The sequence below is a fragment of the Grimontia marina genome (assembly GCF_900060185.1).
GTDB classification, from domain to species: domain Bacteria; phylum Pseudomonadota; class Gammaproteobacteria; order Enterobacterales; family Vibrionaceae; genus Enterovibrio; species Enterovibrio marinus.
This window is the reverse complement of sequence record NZ_FIZY01000030.1, coordinates 49,503-67,132: the sequence shown is the minus strand read 5'-3', so window position 1 is coordinate 67,132 and position 17,630 is coordinate 49,503. Positions and strand designations below refer to the sequence as shown.

Below are 17,630 nucleotides of genomic sequence, written 5' to 3'. Positions count from 1 at the left end.
AAAGAAAGACTCAGACCTATTCATTGCCATGCTGGAGAAGCTAAAGTGGCACTACCGCCGAGCCAAAAGTGTCACCTTGATACTGGATAACTACATCATCCACAAAAGTAAAAAAACGAAGGCTTGGCTCAAGAAGAACCCAAAGTTCAGGCTGCTGTTCCAGCCCGTTTATTGCCCTTGGGTCAACGTCATAGAACGATTGTGGAATGCTCTCCATGAGACAATTACTCGGAATCACAGGTGTAAACATATGTGGCAATTGCTCAGGAAGGTGAAGCACTTTATGGATAACGTATCGCCTTACCCGGGAGGTTGCCACGGCACGGCGAAAATGTAGCACTATTCGGATCAGTTATTTAGATAATGTTACTTACCATGCATTTCCCCCACTTTTCATGAGTAAACCACTTATGATACAACGTCTCATCTCTCATATTTTCACCCTCTTTTAAACGAATTTCAGATCCGTTTTTTACGGTATTGAATACTCTTTGTGAAAGCGGTTTCTTCTATACACCCCAAGGCAGTTGTTCTTGCTCTTTCCCACGCCAACCAACGGGAGTTGCAATAGTTTTTCTTGGGGTGTTTTTTTTAGAATGAAAAAGTGGCGTCAAGCTCTAAGCCAAACTTAACGCCATTAGCACACTACAGAAAGCGACCTCTCAGCGCTAACATATCGTGCTTAATAAACCAGGCGTGGTTTAAGGGTACTCTTCACAACCGTTAGAAAGTGACTACGGCGCCTAACGCGTAGGTGTTGTTTTTCTCGGTGTTACCTTCGTTCACTTCGGTACGGTTATATTCTGCCACCAGGGTCAGATTGCTATTCACAGTATGGAACCAAGCAACCGCTTTGTTTGCGTACTCCAGCGTTTTGGTGCCATCAGTGTCGACTTCAGTGTTGCCGTAGGACAGCACAAATCGCTCACTATCAAAGGTGTAAGAGCCTTGCAGCAAATAGCCATCTGACTTGGTCTTTTCTGTACTCACGATAGTATCCAAGCCAGCCACATCTCCTAGCCCTGTAGTGCTGAAACCAGAAGCATTCAACGCTAAACCACCAAAGCCAACTCGGACACCACCGCCTAAACCATCCGAATCAACAGTGCCATTACTGTCTTCCGAACTTTGGGTCACACCATTGATATAGGCTTTGAAATCAACGGCATCAAAGTCGCCGGTGTAAGTGATTTCACTTTCAAATCGAGGGCTGTCTTCCGAGCTGTTCGCGCTCTTCTTGCTCGGATCCATTACACCCACCGCGATTTGGAAACCAGACAGGTCAGGTGTGCGATAAGTCATTTGAGCTTTCGGGAATGGATAGGTGTAACCCGAACCAATGTTACCAAAGGAGACATTTCCACCGTCAATAAGGCCATAGTAATCACTGCTTTGGCCGTGACCGAGAAGCAACTCATCGGTAAGGATGTTACTGCGGGAAAACAGACCGAAGTCCTTACCCAGCAATACCTGTCCCCAATCAGAATCGATAGTGGCGTAGAACTGGCGTACATCAATGCCTGAACGAGTTCCAAGACCCTCTGCACCACGATTATAATCGGTGTCATTGAGCGTGACCCAGAATGATGAGCGGGCGCCAATCTTTAAGTCATTAACTTCTGTATTGAAATTAAAACCGATGTAGTTTGGTAAAAAGCCGATACGGACACGTGATTGATCCCGACTGACTTTATTACTGTTAGGGTCACTAAAATCTGATAGTTGGTCAGAGCTTGAATTGGTGTAGAAGACGTTGACCAGAAGATCGGTAGTAACAGAATTGGTGTCATCGTCATAGAGTGTTACAGCGGCAGATGCATTTGCACACATCATCGCTAAAGTCATTGGCGTAAATTTAAGCGCGTGCTTATTCATTAATGGGTACTCCTTACTCATTTTTTCACAAGGCCATATAACACCACTGCAACTTGGGTAAATTACAGTGAACGTTCATCGTATACCGACACTAACAACCTAATAATTAAGAGTTAGGATGAAATAAACCCCACTTTTGAATGAGGGACTAAGAAAGGGATGAAATACGTTCACTCGACAATTGAACACCAGCCATCCATGCAAAAATATTCAATTTAATGAATGACACCTATTCGAGAATAGGCGTGAATACTAGGTCAACTTCTCATGTAGGCTAGCTACACCTCGAAGCCTCTGCCTTGCATAAAATCCCCACAAACTGCTGCAAAAATCACCACCAAAGGTCAACAGCCCCTAGTCTCACCTTATTTGCTTTTTAACGACCGTTGGCAGAAGGCTATGTTTGGGACAACAGAAAATGGAAAAGTAACAGCCATAAAACGAAAAAAGAGCCAACATGGGTGGCTCTTTCAGAGACTGAGTTAACAGAGATCAGCAAATCTGCCCTGCCCCCTCAGAAATATCTTTTTTGTTCTCAAGAGTCGCTTGAGCCGCCAAACGTAGTCCTTCGACGATAGTATCCAGAGACATGGACGGCTTATCGGTTGCAGCTGCTTGCTCTGGTAACAATGGGATATGAATAAAGCCGTGACCTACATCTGTATCACGCAAAAAATGCTGAATACCGTAGAACACATGGTTACAGACAAAAGTACCCGCGGTATTGGAAACCTGACATGGAATACCACTTTCCTGAAGCTTGCGGGTGATTGCTTTGATCGGCAAGGTCGAGAAGTAGGCAGCTGGCCCTTCTTCGTCGATAGGCTCATCAATCGGCTGGTTTCCGCCATTATCTGGAATACGGAAGTCGTCCATGTTAATTGCCACACGCTCAGGTGTGATCGCATTGCGACCCGCAGCCTGACCGACGGTTATTACATAACTTGGTTGATGCGCCTCAATGGCTTCACTGATCGCTTTCAGTGCATCATACCGCGTTACCGGCACTTCACAGGTCACAATCACACCACCGTCAAGCTCAGCGCCATCTAGTTTTTTCACCGCTTCCAGCGCAGGGTTGATCGATGCGCCGCCAAACGGCTCGAAACCCGTAATCAGAACTTTTTTCATCGCTTTCCTCAGAATGCAAAGCTGTACATAACAAATATGTTGAATGCCAAGATGATCAGCCCTGGGATCACCTGCATCAGAATAACGTGGTGCTTGTTTTTCAGTTCAAGCAACGCGGCTGGCACGATGTTGAAGTTTGCCGCCATAGGTGTCATCAGGGTACCGCAATAACCTGAAAGCATGCCCAGCACACCAATAATTGCGGCGTTACCTCCGTTTTCCAACACCAATAGTGGAATACCGATACCTGTCGTGATCACCGCAAAGGCCGCAAAGGCGTTACCCATCACCACAGTGAAAATCATCATACCGGCAGAGTAGGCAATCACATTTACCAGCAGCATGTTTTCCGGGATCATCATTTTCACGATTTGCGCGACGGTATCACCAACACCCGCTTGATTAAACAGATAACCCAATGCAGCGAGAAACTGCGACAAAATTGCGGCCCAGCCAATAGAGTCAATCAGGCGACGACCTTCGTTCAGACTGTGTATTGGCTGACTCTTCGTCATGACCAGCGCCACAATGATTGACGCAACCGAAGCAATACCCAGACCCACCAGCGCGCCCAGCGAGGTAAATTGGCTGATAGCAACGGTTCCCACTGGCACAATCGCTGCTGGGATAAAGAGTTTGTTTTTCAGCACAGACGCGGTTTTCTGTCGCTCATCTTCATTGGTGGTTTTGTAATTGCCCACACCCATAAAGCCGCCAGCAGCCAACGCAGTCAACGCCAGCACCATTAAGCCTGTCACCCAGTTCGGTATCATCGCGCCGAAGATAAAGGTTACACCGTAAATTAACCAGAAAAGGCCAGTACCGACTCGTTTGGGATTGTCTTTGTCCAAAAAGGTTTGAAGTGAGAAAGCCAGCAACAGCAAACCTGTGGTTTGGTAAATATACTCAAGCATGACCATTACCCTTCACTTTTGATGTCAGTCGCCGTTGCAGCGGCTTTTTCTATGTTTTTCAGTAAACGAGCTTCCACAACTTTACTGAAAACCACGAACACGATGTAAGAAGCAATGGCCGTTGGTAACGCCCACAACGCCATGGTCTCAAGCTGCACATCCAAGTTATTGTCAGCCATCACGCCTTTAATCAGCAGGATACCGCCCGTACCGATAAACAGAAGCTGGCTGAAGAAGTTGCCAAAGTTTTCACTGGCAGCGGCGAGGGCGCGAATGGCCTGACGTTTCTCTTCTTGCAGCTTCGGTGAAACTTTCTCTGCTGCCGCTTCCGCCATAGGTGCAATTAAAGGACGGATCATGGATGGGTGACCGCCAATGCTCAAGCCCATGCCATTCGTCACTTTCCGCAGTAGCAGATAAGTCATCAGAATTTTGCTGACTGACGCTTTTTTCATGGAGCCGATCAGCTGTTCTGCGCGTTGACGAAGACCATAGCGTTCTAGGATGCCAATCATGGGAAGAATAAGAATGAAAAGAGACATATAGCGGTTTTGGGTGAAGGATTGGCCCAGCGTGGAAAGAATATCCATCAAGGCGATATCGGCAACGAGGCCCGTTGCTACCCCAGCGACTAAAATAACAAGCAAGGTATTCAGCTTTAGAGCCAACCCTACCGTAATAATTACGATGCCAATCAATGGCCAGAAATCGATCATATTTGCCCTCTACACGGCGTTTTTATTGTGCTTTTTGTAAGGTTTCTAGCAACCTTCCACCCGAGTATACGAGAGCAAAATTTTCTCCTCCAATCAGAGTTTTTTGTCATAACAACCAACAAATCACTTTATTAGTCTGTAATCGTCATTTTTATAACTTAAAGGAAACATTCATCTTCAAATTTTGATAGATTTCCTTTTCTATTTACTCTACAAAAACCCAATTATTGTGAACAATCAGAAGACAATCATTGTCGCGAATCCAAAGTGAGCAATAAATAGCCGAAAAACGTCGATTTTGCACAACGATAAAGCGCTTCCTTCTTTCAGAAAAGGGCTGTACCAAGTTCTCAATTTGAAAACAAAAACGATTTATGAAGCTGGATATAATGGGCGTTCGTTTTGATGTCCCGATTCGACGCAGTCAATAAGGAAGTATGATGGCACCGACTCGTTCTCTGCTAACTCTGATTTTATCAGTCTCTACACTTTCCGCCTGCTCAAACCAGCCAGAACCCATTAAACCTATCCAGCTATATAGCAATAAAGAAACGGTTCAAATGTCTTACTGCGCTGAGCTTGCAGATATGGCATATCTTGTCGCCTCCCAGAAGTTACAAGAGCAACCCAAACAGTCTCAAATTGATCGCTTTTCCAACGGCACCACCGCGCAAATCAAACTCAATCTGGTTGAAGATGTTTACGCTCACGATTTTACCAGTGCTTGGGATTACTCTGTCGACCTGTTCGACCAATGCGCTCTAAAAGTTGCTAACGTCCCAGCAGAGAGATTGAATATCGCAAGCTATTGTGCACAGAAATCATTGGTAGCAGGTGGTGCCTATGTTCTGAAGCAATCTGGTTCACCCAAGCTTGACGCTTACATCATGTTTGCCAGCTACAAAACAACCAAGCCTTATGAAGTGATCGACGCCGTTTACGCGAAGTCTTCCTCTCATGATGCGGTTGCCAAAAAGACTTGGGATAGCTGCATTGATATCCTCGCCGAGTAAGATGCATACACAATAAGCAATCTGAGAGCCCCATCGCGCTGATGGGGTTTAATATCAGTTCTGAAGCACTACCTTCTTGTTATCTCTTGTTTTACTATTTTTCAAAGCGCTACATCGTTTACCTGATTACGTTGTCGCCTTCTGATTGCGACTTTTCCAGCGTTGTCACCAATAATGAAATAGAACATTAAAAATATTAGGGACTCTATGAAATCGCTGTTCAGTATGCTGAGCTTTGTCTTGCTGTGTAGTGTTGTTTTCTCAGCCAGTAGCATGGAAACCGAGCATAAGGTTGATTTGGTGAAAGTCGATAAGTCGGCCCGTAAGATGTATCTGATTCAAGGAAACAAAATCGTCCGCTGGTACAGTATTTCCCTTGGTGCCAATCCCAGAGGACATAAACTCCCCGAGGGGGATAAGCGAACCCCTGAAGGTCGCTACTTTCTTGACCTGATCAATGAAAAATCCAGTTTTTATCGCTCTATTCGTATCAACTACCCTAATGACACCGATACCAAGCGTGCTGCGAAGCTAGGCTTTGACCCCGGAGGTCAAATAATGATCCACGGGCAAAAGAACGGAAATGGCCCGCACCCCAGTATCAAACGCGGTCAGGATTGGACAGACGGTTGCATTGCCATCGACAACGAGAAAATGGATGAGTTTCTCAGCTTGGTAAGGATCGGAACACCGATTGATATTGAGTGGTAACTTATTAAATTGAATGCCAAGCGAGAGCCCTTATATACCCAAACAACCTGAAAATGCAGGATTCAGCGAGCATCTTCAGGCCGTCTGGTATATAGAGAAGGCCGATGTAGTCACCCACATCGGCCTTATATTGCTTCTTGCTTTTTATCGTTAAGTTATTCGCAGTCGAAAGCGCCTTTGTCGCTCCAAGCTTCAGGTGAAGAAGCCGGGCTGCTGTTTACCCACCAGTTTGCCTGATACAGACGACCTTCAAAGATCACTTGTTCACCCGCCAGATACGCTTTGCCTGATGTCCAGGCTACTGGCATTTTGCTAATCAGTTTCCACGCATCACTTAAGTCTGGTGTTGCACCTTTAACCCAGTATTTCGCTTCCCAAACCAGACCATTGAAATTGACTTTCTCACCGCCTGTGTAAGTGGTGACGTTTGACCATGCCGGGTGGTTTGCTGCATCAGGATCTGTGCCACATTGCTCGCCTTGCTCTACCAGAAAGAAGTCAAACATTTGCTGGTCTACCAGATTACCTTCGACATCTTTCGCGCGGGAGACCAGCATATGGTGACCCACTTTCGCGCCATTCAACACCATCTCAACCGCTTTGGACGCGCCATCTGCCAGAGACAGTTTTTCGTAAGCGAGTGCTTCCTGTGCGTGATTGTATACTGTCATTTCAACAGTCAGACCACCAGAAGCCGTAACAGCCAGATCCAGTGCGACTTCACCGTCACGAATCACGTACTCTTGCGCTACGCCTTCTATAGTCACGGTGTAATCCGGCTCTGGTGATTCAATCTCATAACCGACTTCCACGCGGGTCATACCGCTGGTAGATTTCAGGTAAATTGGGTTCGCGCCAAACACAGGGTTAAAGGCACCATTGGCATCACGTTGACCTGCTTGGATGTTTTCATTGGTCTGGTTGATTTTGGTTGCCAGATTGTAAGCCCAAGTATTGGCTTCGCCAGCCTTTTCGCTGTCGATTTCAAGACGGGTAGATAGCTCAGGGCGCTCGCCTTCTGAATCAAACACGCGGGTAAACACTGCATCGCCTTTCGCCAGATTCATGCCAGGATTGATTTGACCGCCTTGCGTCCATTCTGGCAGCACTGGCGCGTCGCCATCAAAATTTACGTCAATCACATTGTAGAAAGCCGCCGCGGTATCGCCCACATCCCAAACGGCCAGAATCACATGATAGCCCTCACGCTCTGGTACTTCACAGGTATGTAGCGTGCTTTTTGGTGGCTTTTGCATGTGGCCTTCAACCACACAGAAAGGATTCAGATCGAAGGTACTGCGCGCCAGTGGCAGGTTCGGATTCCAGTCTGCTTTAGTGATGTAGTATTCCCAGTTTCGCGTGACATGGTTAGCAGTGAAAGTCCACTCGAAGTCATGTTGACCCGCTTTGATTGGCTGTTTTACCCAACGTGATGCGGTTTGCTCATCAAGCGGAGAAAATTGGATTAATCCAGCACTGGCGATTTTGCCATCTTCAGGACCAAGCTCAGGAAAGCCTTCCGGGCCTTCAACACTTTGCGGCTCCCATTGAACCTGACCACAAGCAGAGTTCTGCTCTCCGGTTGGTGTACTGTATTTACACAGCGCAGCGCGGCCAGCAGCAATGCCGCCTTCTTTCGCACTGATGTAGCCGTGAGACATAACGCTGGCACTGAAAAGTGCAGCAGTAATAGGTAGAAAAGTGGTGTTAAGTTTGAGCATTTGTGTGCTTCCTAATGGCTATTTTTGTTTTGTTAACCAAGCACGGACAAACTTTCGCATCGGAACATTCTCAGGGCTGAAATCAGTCTTTCGAAAATGGCGGCCCCGCTATCGTAAGTGACATTCAAATCACCCTTAGACCGGAAGCTTTGCGTCCTACCTTTTCAGGCAGTTTGCCGTTGACTTTGGAATGGCGCGCATCGTATTCAGAAATTGATAGCGCACAATCTTTTTTTTATTTCTTACGTCACCATCGATCCATTTAGTGAATAAAGATCACAATTTCGGTGTCATTTAGGCGATTATTTGTTCTGGTCAAGCAGTGACATAACCTGCTGTACATAGGAAGAGAAAGCCAGACATCCTATACAGAATGTCTGGCTTTTTAACTGAGAGATATCGTTAGGCAATACGTTTTGTCATTCGGTAGAGTGTCCAATCCTCCTCCTGAAACTCCCTCACTTTAGTTTCACCAGGAAGCATTTCGAAACCTAATGAGGTGTAACAACGAACTGCGATCTCGTTGTGAGCAAACACTGCCAAAGACACAGTGCGGATACTAGGATCTTCAGTGACTACATCAAGCGCCAAGGAAACGATCTGTTTTCCTAGACCCTTTCCACGAGCTGATGTTTCCGCAATTAATACCCGACAAAGACGAACTTCCGATTTGGAAACGCGGTAAATGTCGATGTAGCCAATAGGAACACCTTCATGCATCACCAAATATGGCGTCACTTCCTTTTTAGCGATATGTTCGCGCACCCTCGCTACCTGCAACGGGAAATCAAACGCCGGGCCTCCCCACAGAAAGTTATCCCGGCCGCTTTTTATCCACTCACAAAGCTGAGGCGCATTTTCATCGCGAAAAGGTACTAAGAGCATCAGGCTGGCTTTTCCTCTGAGCCGTCTTCTGTTTCATCTTTGTTGCATTCAGCGTCGCCTTTGAAATCATCGAGATAGCCTTTTGGCGGCGGCGTCCATTCGCGTTCAGTCATGCTATGCCGGTCCATTCGGTCCTCGCTCATCGCGTCGCGAATAGCATCTTCAAGTTGGATAAACAGATTCTGATAATGGGTATCATAGTTCTTACTGTCATCACCACCTTTCCACGTTTCAAACAGCTTCTGCGAACTCTCATTCTCGATGCGCTTAAATGTCACTTTCTGCTGCTCGACCACGAACGGGTGCTCACCCAGTGAACGGAGTGCTTCCGCACCCAGTTCCAGCGCGGAAAGAAACGTTTCTTTGATCACGTAATCTGCTCCCGCATGGCGCAGCATATATGCATGACCACGGTCAAAAGCACGGGCAAGTATCTTGACGTTCGGGTATGTTTTCTTTACGTACTCGACAAGTTCTGTGGTTGTTTCCTGATTATCCATCGACACCACGAGTATTGCAGCTTCTTCAATACCTGCCGTGTGAAGATGTTCAGGACGCGTAGCATCACCAAAGTAGCTCTTGATATTGATTTGACGTAGATTTTCAATTTGTGCTGCTTCGTAATCGAGTACAACGGTCTTCACACCATTTGCTGTGAGGAGTCGGTTAACAATCTGGCCGAAGCGACCCACCCCAGCGATGATCACACTGCCCTGCTCGTCAATCTCGTCTGCTTCACGATCATTTGCACTTTGCTCGAAGCGCGGCAGAATCACGTTGTCATAAAGGATGAACAAACCCGGGGTCAGGAACATCGAAATCGCCACCACCAGAGATAGCAATTGAGCAACTTCCATTGGCAGCACATGGTTCTGCATCGAGAAACTCAGCAGCACAAAACCAAACTCACCCGCCTGTGCAAGACTTAAGGTAAACAGCCAGCGTGCTGTGTCCTTAATGCGGAAAAACAGCGACAGAACAAACAGGATCCCCGCTTTCAGTAACATTAAGCCCACAGTCAAACCAATGATGACAAAGAAATCATCAAACAGAATACCGAAGTTAATACCTGCACCGACCGTGATAAAGAAGAGTCCCAATAACAAACCTTTGAACGGCTCTATATTCGACTCGAGCTCATGGCGGAATTCACTGTTTGCGAGGACGACACCTGCCAGGAAAGTTCCCAGTGCTGGAGAAAGACCAATCAAGCTCATCAAGGCGGCGATACCAATCACCAGCATCAATGCTGTCGCAGTAAAGATTTCGCGAAGACCAGAGCTTGCCACGAAGCGGAAAAGTGGACGACTTAGGAAATGTCCGCCAACAACGACCCCCGCAATTGCACCTGTGATGACCAAGCCCAGCGCCCAGCCCGGAAGACCGGCCACAAGACTCATTTCTTCATGGTGATCAGCCGCAACCGCGGCTGCAGATTGTGCCTGTTCAACCAACTCCGGCAGCGCCAGAAGCGGTATAAACGCCAGCATTGGGATAACAGCGATATCCTGGAACAGCAATACTGAGAATGCGCTTCGCCCACCTTCCGTTTTGGTCAGGCGTTTTTCATTAAAGGTTTGCAGCACGATGGCGGTGGAAGACAGCGCGAAGATAAGACCAATCGCCAGCGCGACGCTCCATACCTGATTCAGTACCAACGCGATCCCCATAACGATGGCTGCAGTCAAACCAACCTGCAAGCCCCCCAACCCTAGTAGCTTGTTACGCATCGACCACAACATTTTCGGCTCAAGCTCGAGGCCAACCAAGAACAGCATCATCACGACGCCAAATTCGGCGAAGTGCTGAATAGTGGTGGTTTCATCACCCACCAGACCAATCACAGGGCCAATCACCACACCGGCAATCAGATAACCAAGTACAGACCCCAAACCCAGCTTTTTGGCGATAGGCACAGCGACAACAGCAGCAATAAGATAAATAAACGCCTGAAGAAAAATGCTTGTCATGACTCACCTTCCTTTAGCACATGGCCGATAGTAGCCACAGTGATTTTTTCACGAGATGCCGCGGCGTCGAGATCAACGTTTCCATCCACAAACGCCTTTAACAATAATTCGTAAGCAGCAACATGCCGGTCGACTTTGTTGTCTTCAATTGCGGTGCGTGAACCAAACAACGCAAAAGGAGCGAGATACTTCATACCCGTTAAGTTCGCCATTTGCTCCAATGGACTCAACAAATCACGGATTTTAAATTGGTTAAAACCGTCTGCCTTGTAAGCGCCTTCCATGCCACCAGCTGTGATAGCACACAGAAATTGTTTTCCGCACAGCGCTATGCCGTCTGAACCATAGGCAAACCCATATTCAAGCACCAAGTCCTGCCATTCTTTCAAAATGGAAGGCGTTGAATACCAGTAGAGCGGAAACTGGAAAATTACCACATCGTGCTCAAGCAGACGTTTTTGTTCCAGATCGATATTGATGTGGTAGTCAGGGTATTCTCCATAGAGGTCAACGGTCGTGACCCCTTCTACCGATTGAGCCACTTTAAACAGTGGAGAGTTCACTTCAGAACGCCTTTGCGAAGGATGCGCAAATAACACGAGAACCCTTTTTTTATTGTCTGCCATAGCTTTCCTTAAGGACTGACTGGATTCGCACACTGAATATCGCCATGAAAATTTAATGCACGACCTACTGCGTCTAGTCTAGTTAATCTCACTACTATCTTACCCTCTGAATCTCGCAGATATTTTCTCAATTTAGCAATTTCTCACACTGAGGTTACCAAAAGTAAACTGGTTGACAGTAGTTACCAAGCAGACCAACCTTGATTTTGCAAATAACTGGGAGGCTAGAAAATGGCATACACAAACAAACTGGCAGCGGGAAGCGAATTCCCATCAATAACACTAAAGGATCTTGAAGGCGGGGAGCATACGCTCGGAAAGCCGCGCGAAGGAGCAACCTGGCAAATGGTAGTGATATACCGTGGTCGTCACTGTCCGATGTGTACCCGATACCTGAATCATCTTGAAGATTACAAAAACAAGCTGGCGGAAATTGGCATCGATATTATTGCTGTATCTGGCGACAGCATCGCACAACTTGAAGAGCACATTACGCGTTTAGAAGTGTCCTTCCCACTTGCATATGGCTTATCTGAAGCGCAAATGAAAGATCTGGGTCTTTGGGTTTCTCTTCCGCGTTCAGAGCAGGAAACTGACCACAACTTTGCCGAGCCAGGACTTTTCGTGATTAACGAGCAGGGCACAGTGCAAGTCGTCGATATTTCCAATAACCCATTCGTTCGCCCTGATGTGGAAACGCTGGTGAATGGTCTGGCATGGATCCGTAACCCGGATAACAACTATCCAATCCGTGGTACCGCATCTTACTGATTGAAGTTGTCATGCCGGAAAAGCAAAACGCACTGCAAATACAGGGCGTTTCTTATTTATCTTTGGAGAAATTACTTAGTGCTGGTAAACAACAACTTCACACCGAATGCCAACATCACCGAACCCAAAACACGATCAACCCAGTGGCCGATACGTTTGAACTTTGCCTGCACGGAAGGCTTAGAAAGCACCAAAGCCACTGAACCAAACCATAGAAGTTGAATGAACATCATCCATGCGCCAAGCAACGCAAGTTCAATCACTGGCATGTCCGGAGACAACACAAGGGTGAACACAGAAAGGAAATAAAGCGGTGCTTTTGGATTCAACGCGTTACACACAAAGCCCATGGAAATTAGCTTAGACGCTGAACGTCGCTTCACACTCACGCTTTGGTCATCATCACCAACAGCGGCCTTGCTTCGTATGCCCTTCCAACCGAGATAAATCAAATACGCCGCGGCCAGATATTTCATCACTGTCAGCACCATAGAAGATTCACTGATCACCGTCGCGAGGCCAATAGAGGAATAAACAATGTGAACAGAAAGTCCAAGAGCAATACCGAGACTAACAAGGAGGCCGGCACGGCGGCCATGGACGAGAGACTGCTGCGATACCATCACAAAGTCTGGACCCGGTGAGGCGGCACCTAACAAGTGCACTAAAGTTAATGTTAAAAACGCCTGATAGAACTCCATTCCTTTTCTCCTTCGTTCTTTTGCTCTTTTTCTCTACTCTTCTTACGATGATATTATGGCGATCCGATTTGAAATCAAGGCCGTACTGTAAAGTCAATTAATCAAACAAGAGTACTCCGATGACCTTCACCCTTTTCTACGATGGCAGTTGTCCACTTTGCGTGGCTGAAATGGATCAGTTGCGAGCGCTTAACCGAGCGGAAAGTTTAAAGTTTGAAGATATTCTCGCGCCGGATTTCAAATCCCGGTTTCCAGATATCGACCCCATGGAAGCCAGCAGAATTCTGCATGGAAAATTGACCGATGGTACTTTGCTGCTAGGGCTAGATGTCACCCATAAAGCTTGGTCTCTTGTTGGGAAAAAGCGCTGGATTGGTCTACTTCGATTACCTGTTATTCGCTGGTTTGCAGACAAAGCCTATCTTTTCTTCGCCAGAAACCGCTACAAAATCTCCTACCTCTTCACTGGCCGTTCAAAATGTGAGCCTTGCCAGAATGGCGTTTGTTCGATTGCCGAAGAAAAACCCGACAATCATAAAAACTAACAAAACAAACGCTCTCATTCAGCAACCAAATAATTATGTAACCTGCTGATTATTAATCATAAATATGTATTTCTGTGCAGCACCTCAATCTATTGACTAAATCTTCATTAACCCTCACCATCAGTGCATTACACTATGCGTCGCAACATTAAGAAGAAGATGGCTTAGGTACATCCAAATAAGCGATGCGCATCAACTGCTTTATTTGAAACATGAAAACCACTGATATTCTTACACCTTCAGCATTCCTACCAACGCTACCTGTTGGAACACCTTTGACTTTCGAGCTTAGGTACAAAGACAAGATCAAAGCGTTTGGTGGCGCTTCACGTCTTATCGGATACCGCGAGAAAAAGTACATCCTGCTGGAAACGCCCACTGATCCTGAGCTCTCGAAGCTGCTGACTGATACATCCGGCATGCAGGCGGTTGTCCGGGGGTTAACCTCATCACGCTATGGTGAGATCTTTGCGTTCAAATCTCATATTCTCAGCGTATTACACCGCCCGGAGAAAATGATTGCGATAGCGTTGCCACCTCAAGTGAGCATCCACCGCATGCGTTCTGATGCCAGATATGCTGTTTCGCGTATTGTTCATCTCATTATTGATGGACGTAAAGCCTTGGCTAAGCTGTCTGACTTTTCGCTGAGCGGTTGTGCCATTCGCGTGTCCAGCAGCCAGTTCATTGATGAAGGTGAAACCATTGGATTTGTCATCAATGCGCTGTTTGATCACCCCGTGGAATTTGAAGGAACGGTTATGAACGTGACCAGCAATGGCGACGGTGTTCAACTCGGCATTAAATTTAGTGACGCAAGTAAAAGCAAATCTCGCGATACCTTAGCTAAACTCATTCTGGCGTCCGAATTGAGTGCTGATAACTCCACCAGCGCTGTCTCAACTGTCTCCTGACAGCCGCTTCTCCCCTTCACGACAAGGAACACAGGTTATGCAAGAATCCTTTATCGACAGTGGCGTGCTTTTTCGTCAACACCAATTCGACCTGCCGCTCAACTACAGCAAGAAAGATGGCACTCGCATCACCGTGTTTGCCCGTGAGGTGGTGGAATTATCCAAAGCAGACGCCAATCTGCCTTGGCTGGTTTACTTTCAGGGCGGTCCAGGGTTTCCGTCTCCGCGTCCTGATTCAAAAAGTGGCTGGCTGAAACGCGCCCTACAGGATCACCGTGTATTACTGCTGGACCAGCGCGGTACAGGCATGAGTTCGCCGTTGACTCACCAGACCTTGAGTCATATGGACGATGCCAAGCAAGTGGAATACATCAGCCAGTTCCGCGCAGATAACATCGTCCGTGACGCTGAAGCCATTCGCGAAGCCTTGGGGGCGGAGAAATGGTCAATTCTGGGTCAAAGCTTTGGTGGTTTCTGCTCGCTGACTTACCTTTCTTTTTATCCGCAAAGTCTGCATCGCGTTTACATCACAGGCGGTGTACCTTCTCTTACCCGTCATGCTGATGATGTTTACCGTGCCACCTATCAACGTGTGTTAGACAAAAACAAAGCCTTCTTTGACCAGTTTCCATCTGCACAAAGACGTTGCGCAGAAATTGCTGAGTTCTTACGAACCCGCGATGTGAAACTGCCAAACGGCCAAACCTTTACCGTTGAACAGTTCCAACAGATTGGTATCAATTTGGGCCGAAGCGGTGCCAATCTGCCAATGTACTATCTGTTGGAAGAAGCCTTTACAGAAACTGCCCAAGGCAAAGTGCTGAGTGTCAGTTTCCTGCAGGCGATGTTGACGGAACAAAGCTACCAGACCAACCCGATTTACGCTTTCCTGCACGAACCAATTTACAATCAGGGCGAAGCATCAGTTTGGTCTGCACACCGCATTCACAATGCGGAATACGCCGAGTTTAATTACGAACCGGGCAAACCTTTCCTGTTTACCGGAGAGATGGTTTATCCATGGATGTTCGACCAAATGCAAAACCTGCTGCCGCTCAAACAGGCTGCAGAAGCACTGGCGACTAAGTCAGATTGGCCTGCACTCTACGATGTCAAGAAACTCGCTGAAAACACGGTGCCTGTCACCTGTGCTGTTTATGCTGACGACATGTATGTCGAAATGGATTACTCACGGGAAACCCTGAAAGGTATTCCTAACAGCCGCGCTTGGATCACCAATGAGTATGAGCACAATGGCCTGCGTGCTGATGGTGAGAGAATTCTGAGCAAGCTGATGGAGATGGGCGAGCACATTGGGAACTTACCAAGCTGAACAAAGACTGAAACCACTTCCCGCTTCAATCAATTCGATACACCATTTATAAGACAATCAGGAGGTACCAGAAGTACCTCCTTTTTATTTACGATTTACGTCCTAACGCTACTTCAAGGCCCCTACCATAAGCCTCATCAGCCTTATAAGCGTGCTTAATATGACGGTCGATAATGAAGTCAGGTACACCATCCAAAGCCCTGACGGTATTGTCGATGAGCACTTGACGCTGCTCTGCAGTCATAAGGCGGAACAAATCACCTGCTTGGCTAAAGTAATCTTCATCTACTCGATGATCATAATGGTCAGCGTCTCCGCTAATACGCAGTGGCGGCTCTGAGTAATCAGGCTGTTCAGCCCATTCCTGCTGATGATTTGGTTCATAACTAATTGTTGAACCGAAGTTTCCATCAACGCGCATTGCGCCATCACGGTGGTAGCTATGAACCGGACAACGCGGCGCATTAACTGGTATTTGGTGGTGGTTCACCCCGAGACGGTAACGCTGAGCATCGCCATAAGAAAAGAGACGTCCTTGCAGCATCTTATCCGGCGAAAAACCAATTCCAGGAACAACAGCCGCAGGGTTGAAAGCGGACTGCTCAACTTCTGCATGGAAGTTTTCAGGGTTTCGGTTCAGTTCAAACTCGCCAACTTCGATCAATGGATAGTCTTTTTGAGACCAGATTTTCGTCAGATCAAATGGGTTAAAGTTAACCTCATCTGCCTCAAGCTCTGGCATGATTTGAACGAACATTGTCCATTTGGGAAAATCTTGACGCTCGATTGCCTCGTAGAGGTCACGCTGGTGGCTCTCACGATCTTTACCGATTAACTGCTCAGCTTCCTAATCGGTAAGATTTTTGATCCCTTGTTGTGTTTTAAAGTGGAACTTCACCCAGTAACGCTCATTATCCGCATTAATGAAGCTGAACGTATGGCTACCAAAACCGTGCATATGGCGATAAGAAGCAGGAATACCACGGTCACTCATCACAATCGTTACTTGGTGAAAAGCTTCAGGCAGCGATGTCCAGAAGTCCCAGTTATTTGCAGAGCTACGCATATTTGTGCGAGGGTCTCGCTTCACTGCGTGGTTGAGATCGGGAAATTTCAAAGGGTCTCGTAAGAAGAATACAGGCGTGTTGTTACCCACCAAGTCCCAGTTACCTTCTTCCGTGTAAAACTTGAGGGCAAACCCTCGAATATCACGTTCAGCATCCGCCGCACCACGTTCACCTGCGACTGTGGTGAAGCGAGCAAACAAATCCGTTTTCTTTCCTACGTCGGAAAAAATCTTTGCACGGGTATATTGGGTGATGTCATGTGTCACCGTAAAGGTACCATAAGCGCCAGAGCCTTTAGCATGCATACGTCGCTCTGGAATCACTTCGCGATCAAAGTGCGCCAATTTCTCCAGAAACCAAACGTCTTGCAACAGTTGAGGCCCTCGGGGACCAGCAGTCATCACATTTTGGTTATGGGCGACAGGGCAGCCAGCAGTGGTAGTCAATTTCTTGCTCATAATTGTATCCTTCCAGAGATGTTCCAACGGTTTGTGAATAGATCTAATGTTTCACAAAAACCATACCCCGCAGGTTGAGCAAGAGAAAAACACCTTTTCTCCATCGTTCCAATAGAATTTTCCTATCGATATCTATTCAGATATCGACTAGCTGAATGCTTTGCATTTCAATCACCCTAACAACTCATGAGTAAGTATCCTATTGTTATTATTGAATTTCCTGCAATTTTAGCAATCAAGAAACCATTACAATTTTCGACACGAAATCATTAACAATGC

16 protein-coding genes, 1 pseudogene and 1 riboswitch are annotated in these 17,630 nt (G+C 46.9%); of the genes and pseudogenes, 7 read left to right on the top strand and 10 right to left on the bottom strand.

The annotated features are described in order from the left end of the window. On the top strand, nt 1-337 hold a 337-nt coding region (locus tag GMA8713_RS15660), incomplete at its 5' end, for an IS630 family transposase (protein WP_157515497.1). Between the two features lie 386 nt (nt 338-723). Here GMA8713_RS15660 and GMA8713_RS15655 read toward each other — a convergent pair. The 4 genes from GMA8713_RS15655 to GMA8713_RS15640 all read right to left on the bottom strand — a co-directional run bounded on the left by GMA8713_RS15655 (nt 724) and on the right by GMA8713_RS15640 (nt 4,636). Further along, a complete protein-coding gene (locus GMA8713_RS15655) occupies nt 724-1,875 on the bottom strand; it encodes a porin family protein (protein WP_062711910.1) in 1,152 nt (383 codons plus the stop codon). A 492-nt stretch (nt 1,876-2,367) separates the two neighbouring features. Then, the gene (pcp, locus tag GMA8713_RS15650; RefSeq protein ID WP_062711907.1) at nt 2,368-3,006 is read right to left on the bottom strand and encodes a pyroglutamyl-peptidase I; all 639 of its coding nucleotides are present in this window, start codon (nt 3,004-3,006) and stop codon (nt 2,368-2,370) included. 8 nt (nt 3,007-3,014) lie between these two features. After that, entirely contained in the window at nt 3,015-3,920 is a 906-nt protein-coding gene (locus tag GMA8713_RS15645) for a DUF979 domain-containing protein (RefSeq protein ID WP_062711923.1), read from the bottom strand. A gap of 5 nt (nt 3,921-3,925) precedes the next feature. Continuing rightward, nucleotides 3,926-4,636, bottom strand: coding sequence for a DUF969 domain-containing protein (locus GMA8713_RS15640; protein ID WP_062711904.1), 711 nt, complete (start codon nt 4,634-4,636; stop codon nt 3,926-3,928). Nucleotides 4,637-5,076: 440 nt separating this feature from the next. On the opposite strand from GMA8713_RS15640, the gene GMA8713_RS15635 reads away from it, so the two are divergent. Together GMA8713_RS15635 and GMA8713_RS15630 are read left to right on the top strand one after the other, a co-directional pair. Then, nucleotides 5,077-5,649: a hypothetical protein gene (locus GMA8713_RS15635; RefSeq protein ID WP_062711901.1), complete on the top strand. Its 573-nt coding sequence runs from the start codon at nt 5,077-5,079 to the stop codon at nt 5,647-5,649. 207 nt (nt 5,650-5,856) lie between these two features. Further along, nucleotides 5,857-6,360 carry a L,D-transpeptidase family protein gene (locus GMA8713_RS15630; RefSeq protein ID WP_062711897.1) on the top strand — a complete coding sequence of 168 codons (504 nt, stop codon included), beginning with the start codon at nt 5,857-5,859 and terminating at the stop codon, nt 6,358-6,360. A gap of 155 nt (nt 6,361-6,515) precedes the next feature. Here GMA8713_RS15630 and gbpA read toward each other — a convergent pair whose 3' ends face one another. The 4 genes from gbpA to GMA8713_RS15610 all read right to left on the bottom strand — a co-directional run bounded on the left by gbpA (nt 6,516) and on the right by GMA8713_RS15610 (nt 11,562). Continuing rightward, nucleotides 6,516-8,081 carry an N-acetylglucosamine-binding protein GbpA gene (gene gbpA / locus GMA8713_RS15625; RefSeq protein ID WP_062711894.1) on the bottom strand — a complete coding sequence of 522 codons (1,566 nt, stop codon included), beginning with the start codon at nt 8,079-8,081 and terminating at the stop codon, nt 6,516-6,518. Between the two features lie 95 nt (nt 8,082-8,176). Further along, a riboswitch (cyclic di-GMP riboswitch) is annotated at nt 8,177-8,269 on the bottom strand. Between the two features lie 214 nt (nt 8,270-8,483). Next, on the bottom strand, nt 8,484-8,966 hold the full coding sequence (locus GMA8713_RS15620; protein ID WP_062711891.1) for a GNAT family N-acetyltransferase: 483 nt from the start codon (nt 8,964-8,966) through the stop codon (nt 8,484-8,486). Then, nucleotides 8,966-10,936, bottom strand: coding sequence for a monovalent cation:proton antiporter-2 (CPA2) family protein (locus GMA8713_RS15615; protein ID WP_062711888.1), 1,971 nt, complete (start codon nt 10,934-10,936; stop codon nt 8,966-8,968). Before GMA8713_RS15615 ends, GMA8713_RS15620 begins: the two co-directional genes overlap by 1 nt. After that, a complete protein-coding gene (locus GMA8713_RS15610) occupies nt 10,933-11,562 on the bottom strand; it encodes an NAD(P)H-dependent oxidoreductase (RefSeq protein WP_062711886.1) in 630 nt (209 codons plus the stop codon). Before GMA8713_RS15610 ends, GMA8713_RS15615 begins: the two co-directional genes overlap by 4 nt. 231 nt (nt 11,563-11,793) lie before the next feature. Here GMA8713_RS15610 and GMA8713_RS15605 point away from each other — a divergent pair, with 231 nt between their 5' ends. Beyond that, nucleotides 11,794-12,333 (top strand): peroxiredoxin family protein, encoded by a 540-nt coding sequence (locus GMA8713_RS15605; protein ID WP_062711883.1) that lies wholly within the window; start codon nt 11,794-11,796, stop codon nt 12,331-12,333. 71 nt (nt 12,334-12,404) lie between these two features. Here GMA8713_RS15605 and GMA8713_RS15600 read toward each other — a convergent pair whose 3' ends face one another. Continuing rightward, nucleotides 12,405-13,034, bottom strand: a complete 630-nt coding sequence (locus GMA8713_RS15600; protein ID WP_062711880.1) for a LysE family translocator — start codon at nt 13,032-13,034, stop codon at nt 12,405-12,407. A 119-nt stretch (nt 13,035-13,153) separates the two neighbouring features. Between GMA8713_RS15600 and GMA8713_RS15595 the strand changes: the two genes are divergently transcribed. The 3 genes from GMA8713_RS15595 to GMA8713_RS15585 all read left to right on the top strand — a co-directional run bounded on the left by GMA8713_RS15595 (nt 13,154) and on the right by GMA8713_RS15585 (nt 15,826). Beyond that, the gene (locus GMA8713_RS15595) at nt 13,154-13,579 is read left to right on the top strand and encodes a thiol-disulfide oxidoreductase DCC family protein (protein WP_062711877.1); all 426 of its coding nucleotides are present in this window, start codon (nt 13,154-13,156) and stop codon (nt 13,577-13,579) included. Nucleotides 13,580-13,791: 212 nt separating this feature from the next. Continuing rightward, the gene (locus GMA8713_RS15590; protein WP_062711875.1) at nt 13,792-14,493 is read left to right on the top strand and encodes a PilZ domain-containing protein; all 702 of its coding nucleotides are present in this window, start codon (nt 13,792-13,794) and stop codon (nt 14,491-14,493) included. A gap of 37 nt (nt 14,494-14,530) precedes the next feature. Then, nucleotides 14,531-15,826, top strand: coding sequence for an alpha/beta fold hydrolase (locus GMA8713_RS15585; protein WP_062711872.1), 1,296 nt, complete (start codon nt 14,531-14,533; stop codon nt 15,824-15,826). Between the two features lie 88 nt (nt 15,827-15,914). Here GMA8713_RS15585 and katE2 read toward each other — a convergent pair. Continuing rightward, nucleotides 15,915-17,351, bottom strand: a pseudogene (gene katE2 / locus GMA8713_RS15580) (catalase KatE2). Between the last annotated feature and the right edge of the window lie 279 nt (nt 17,352-17,630).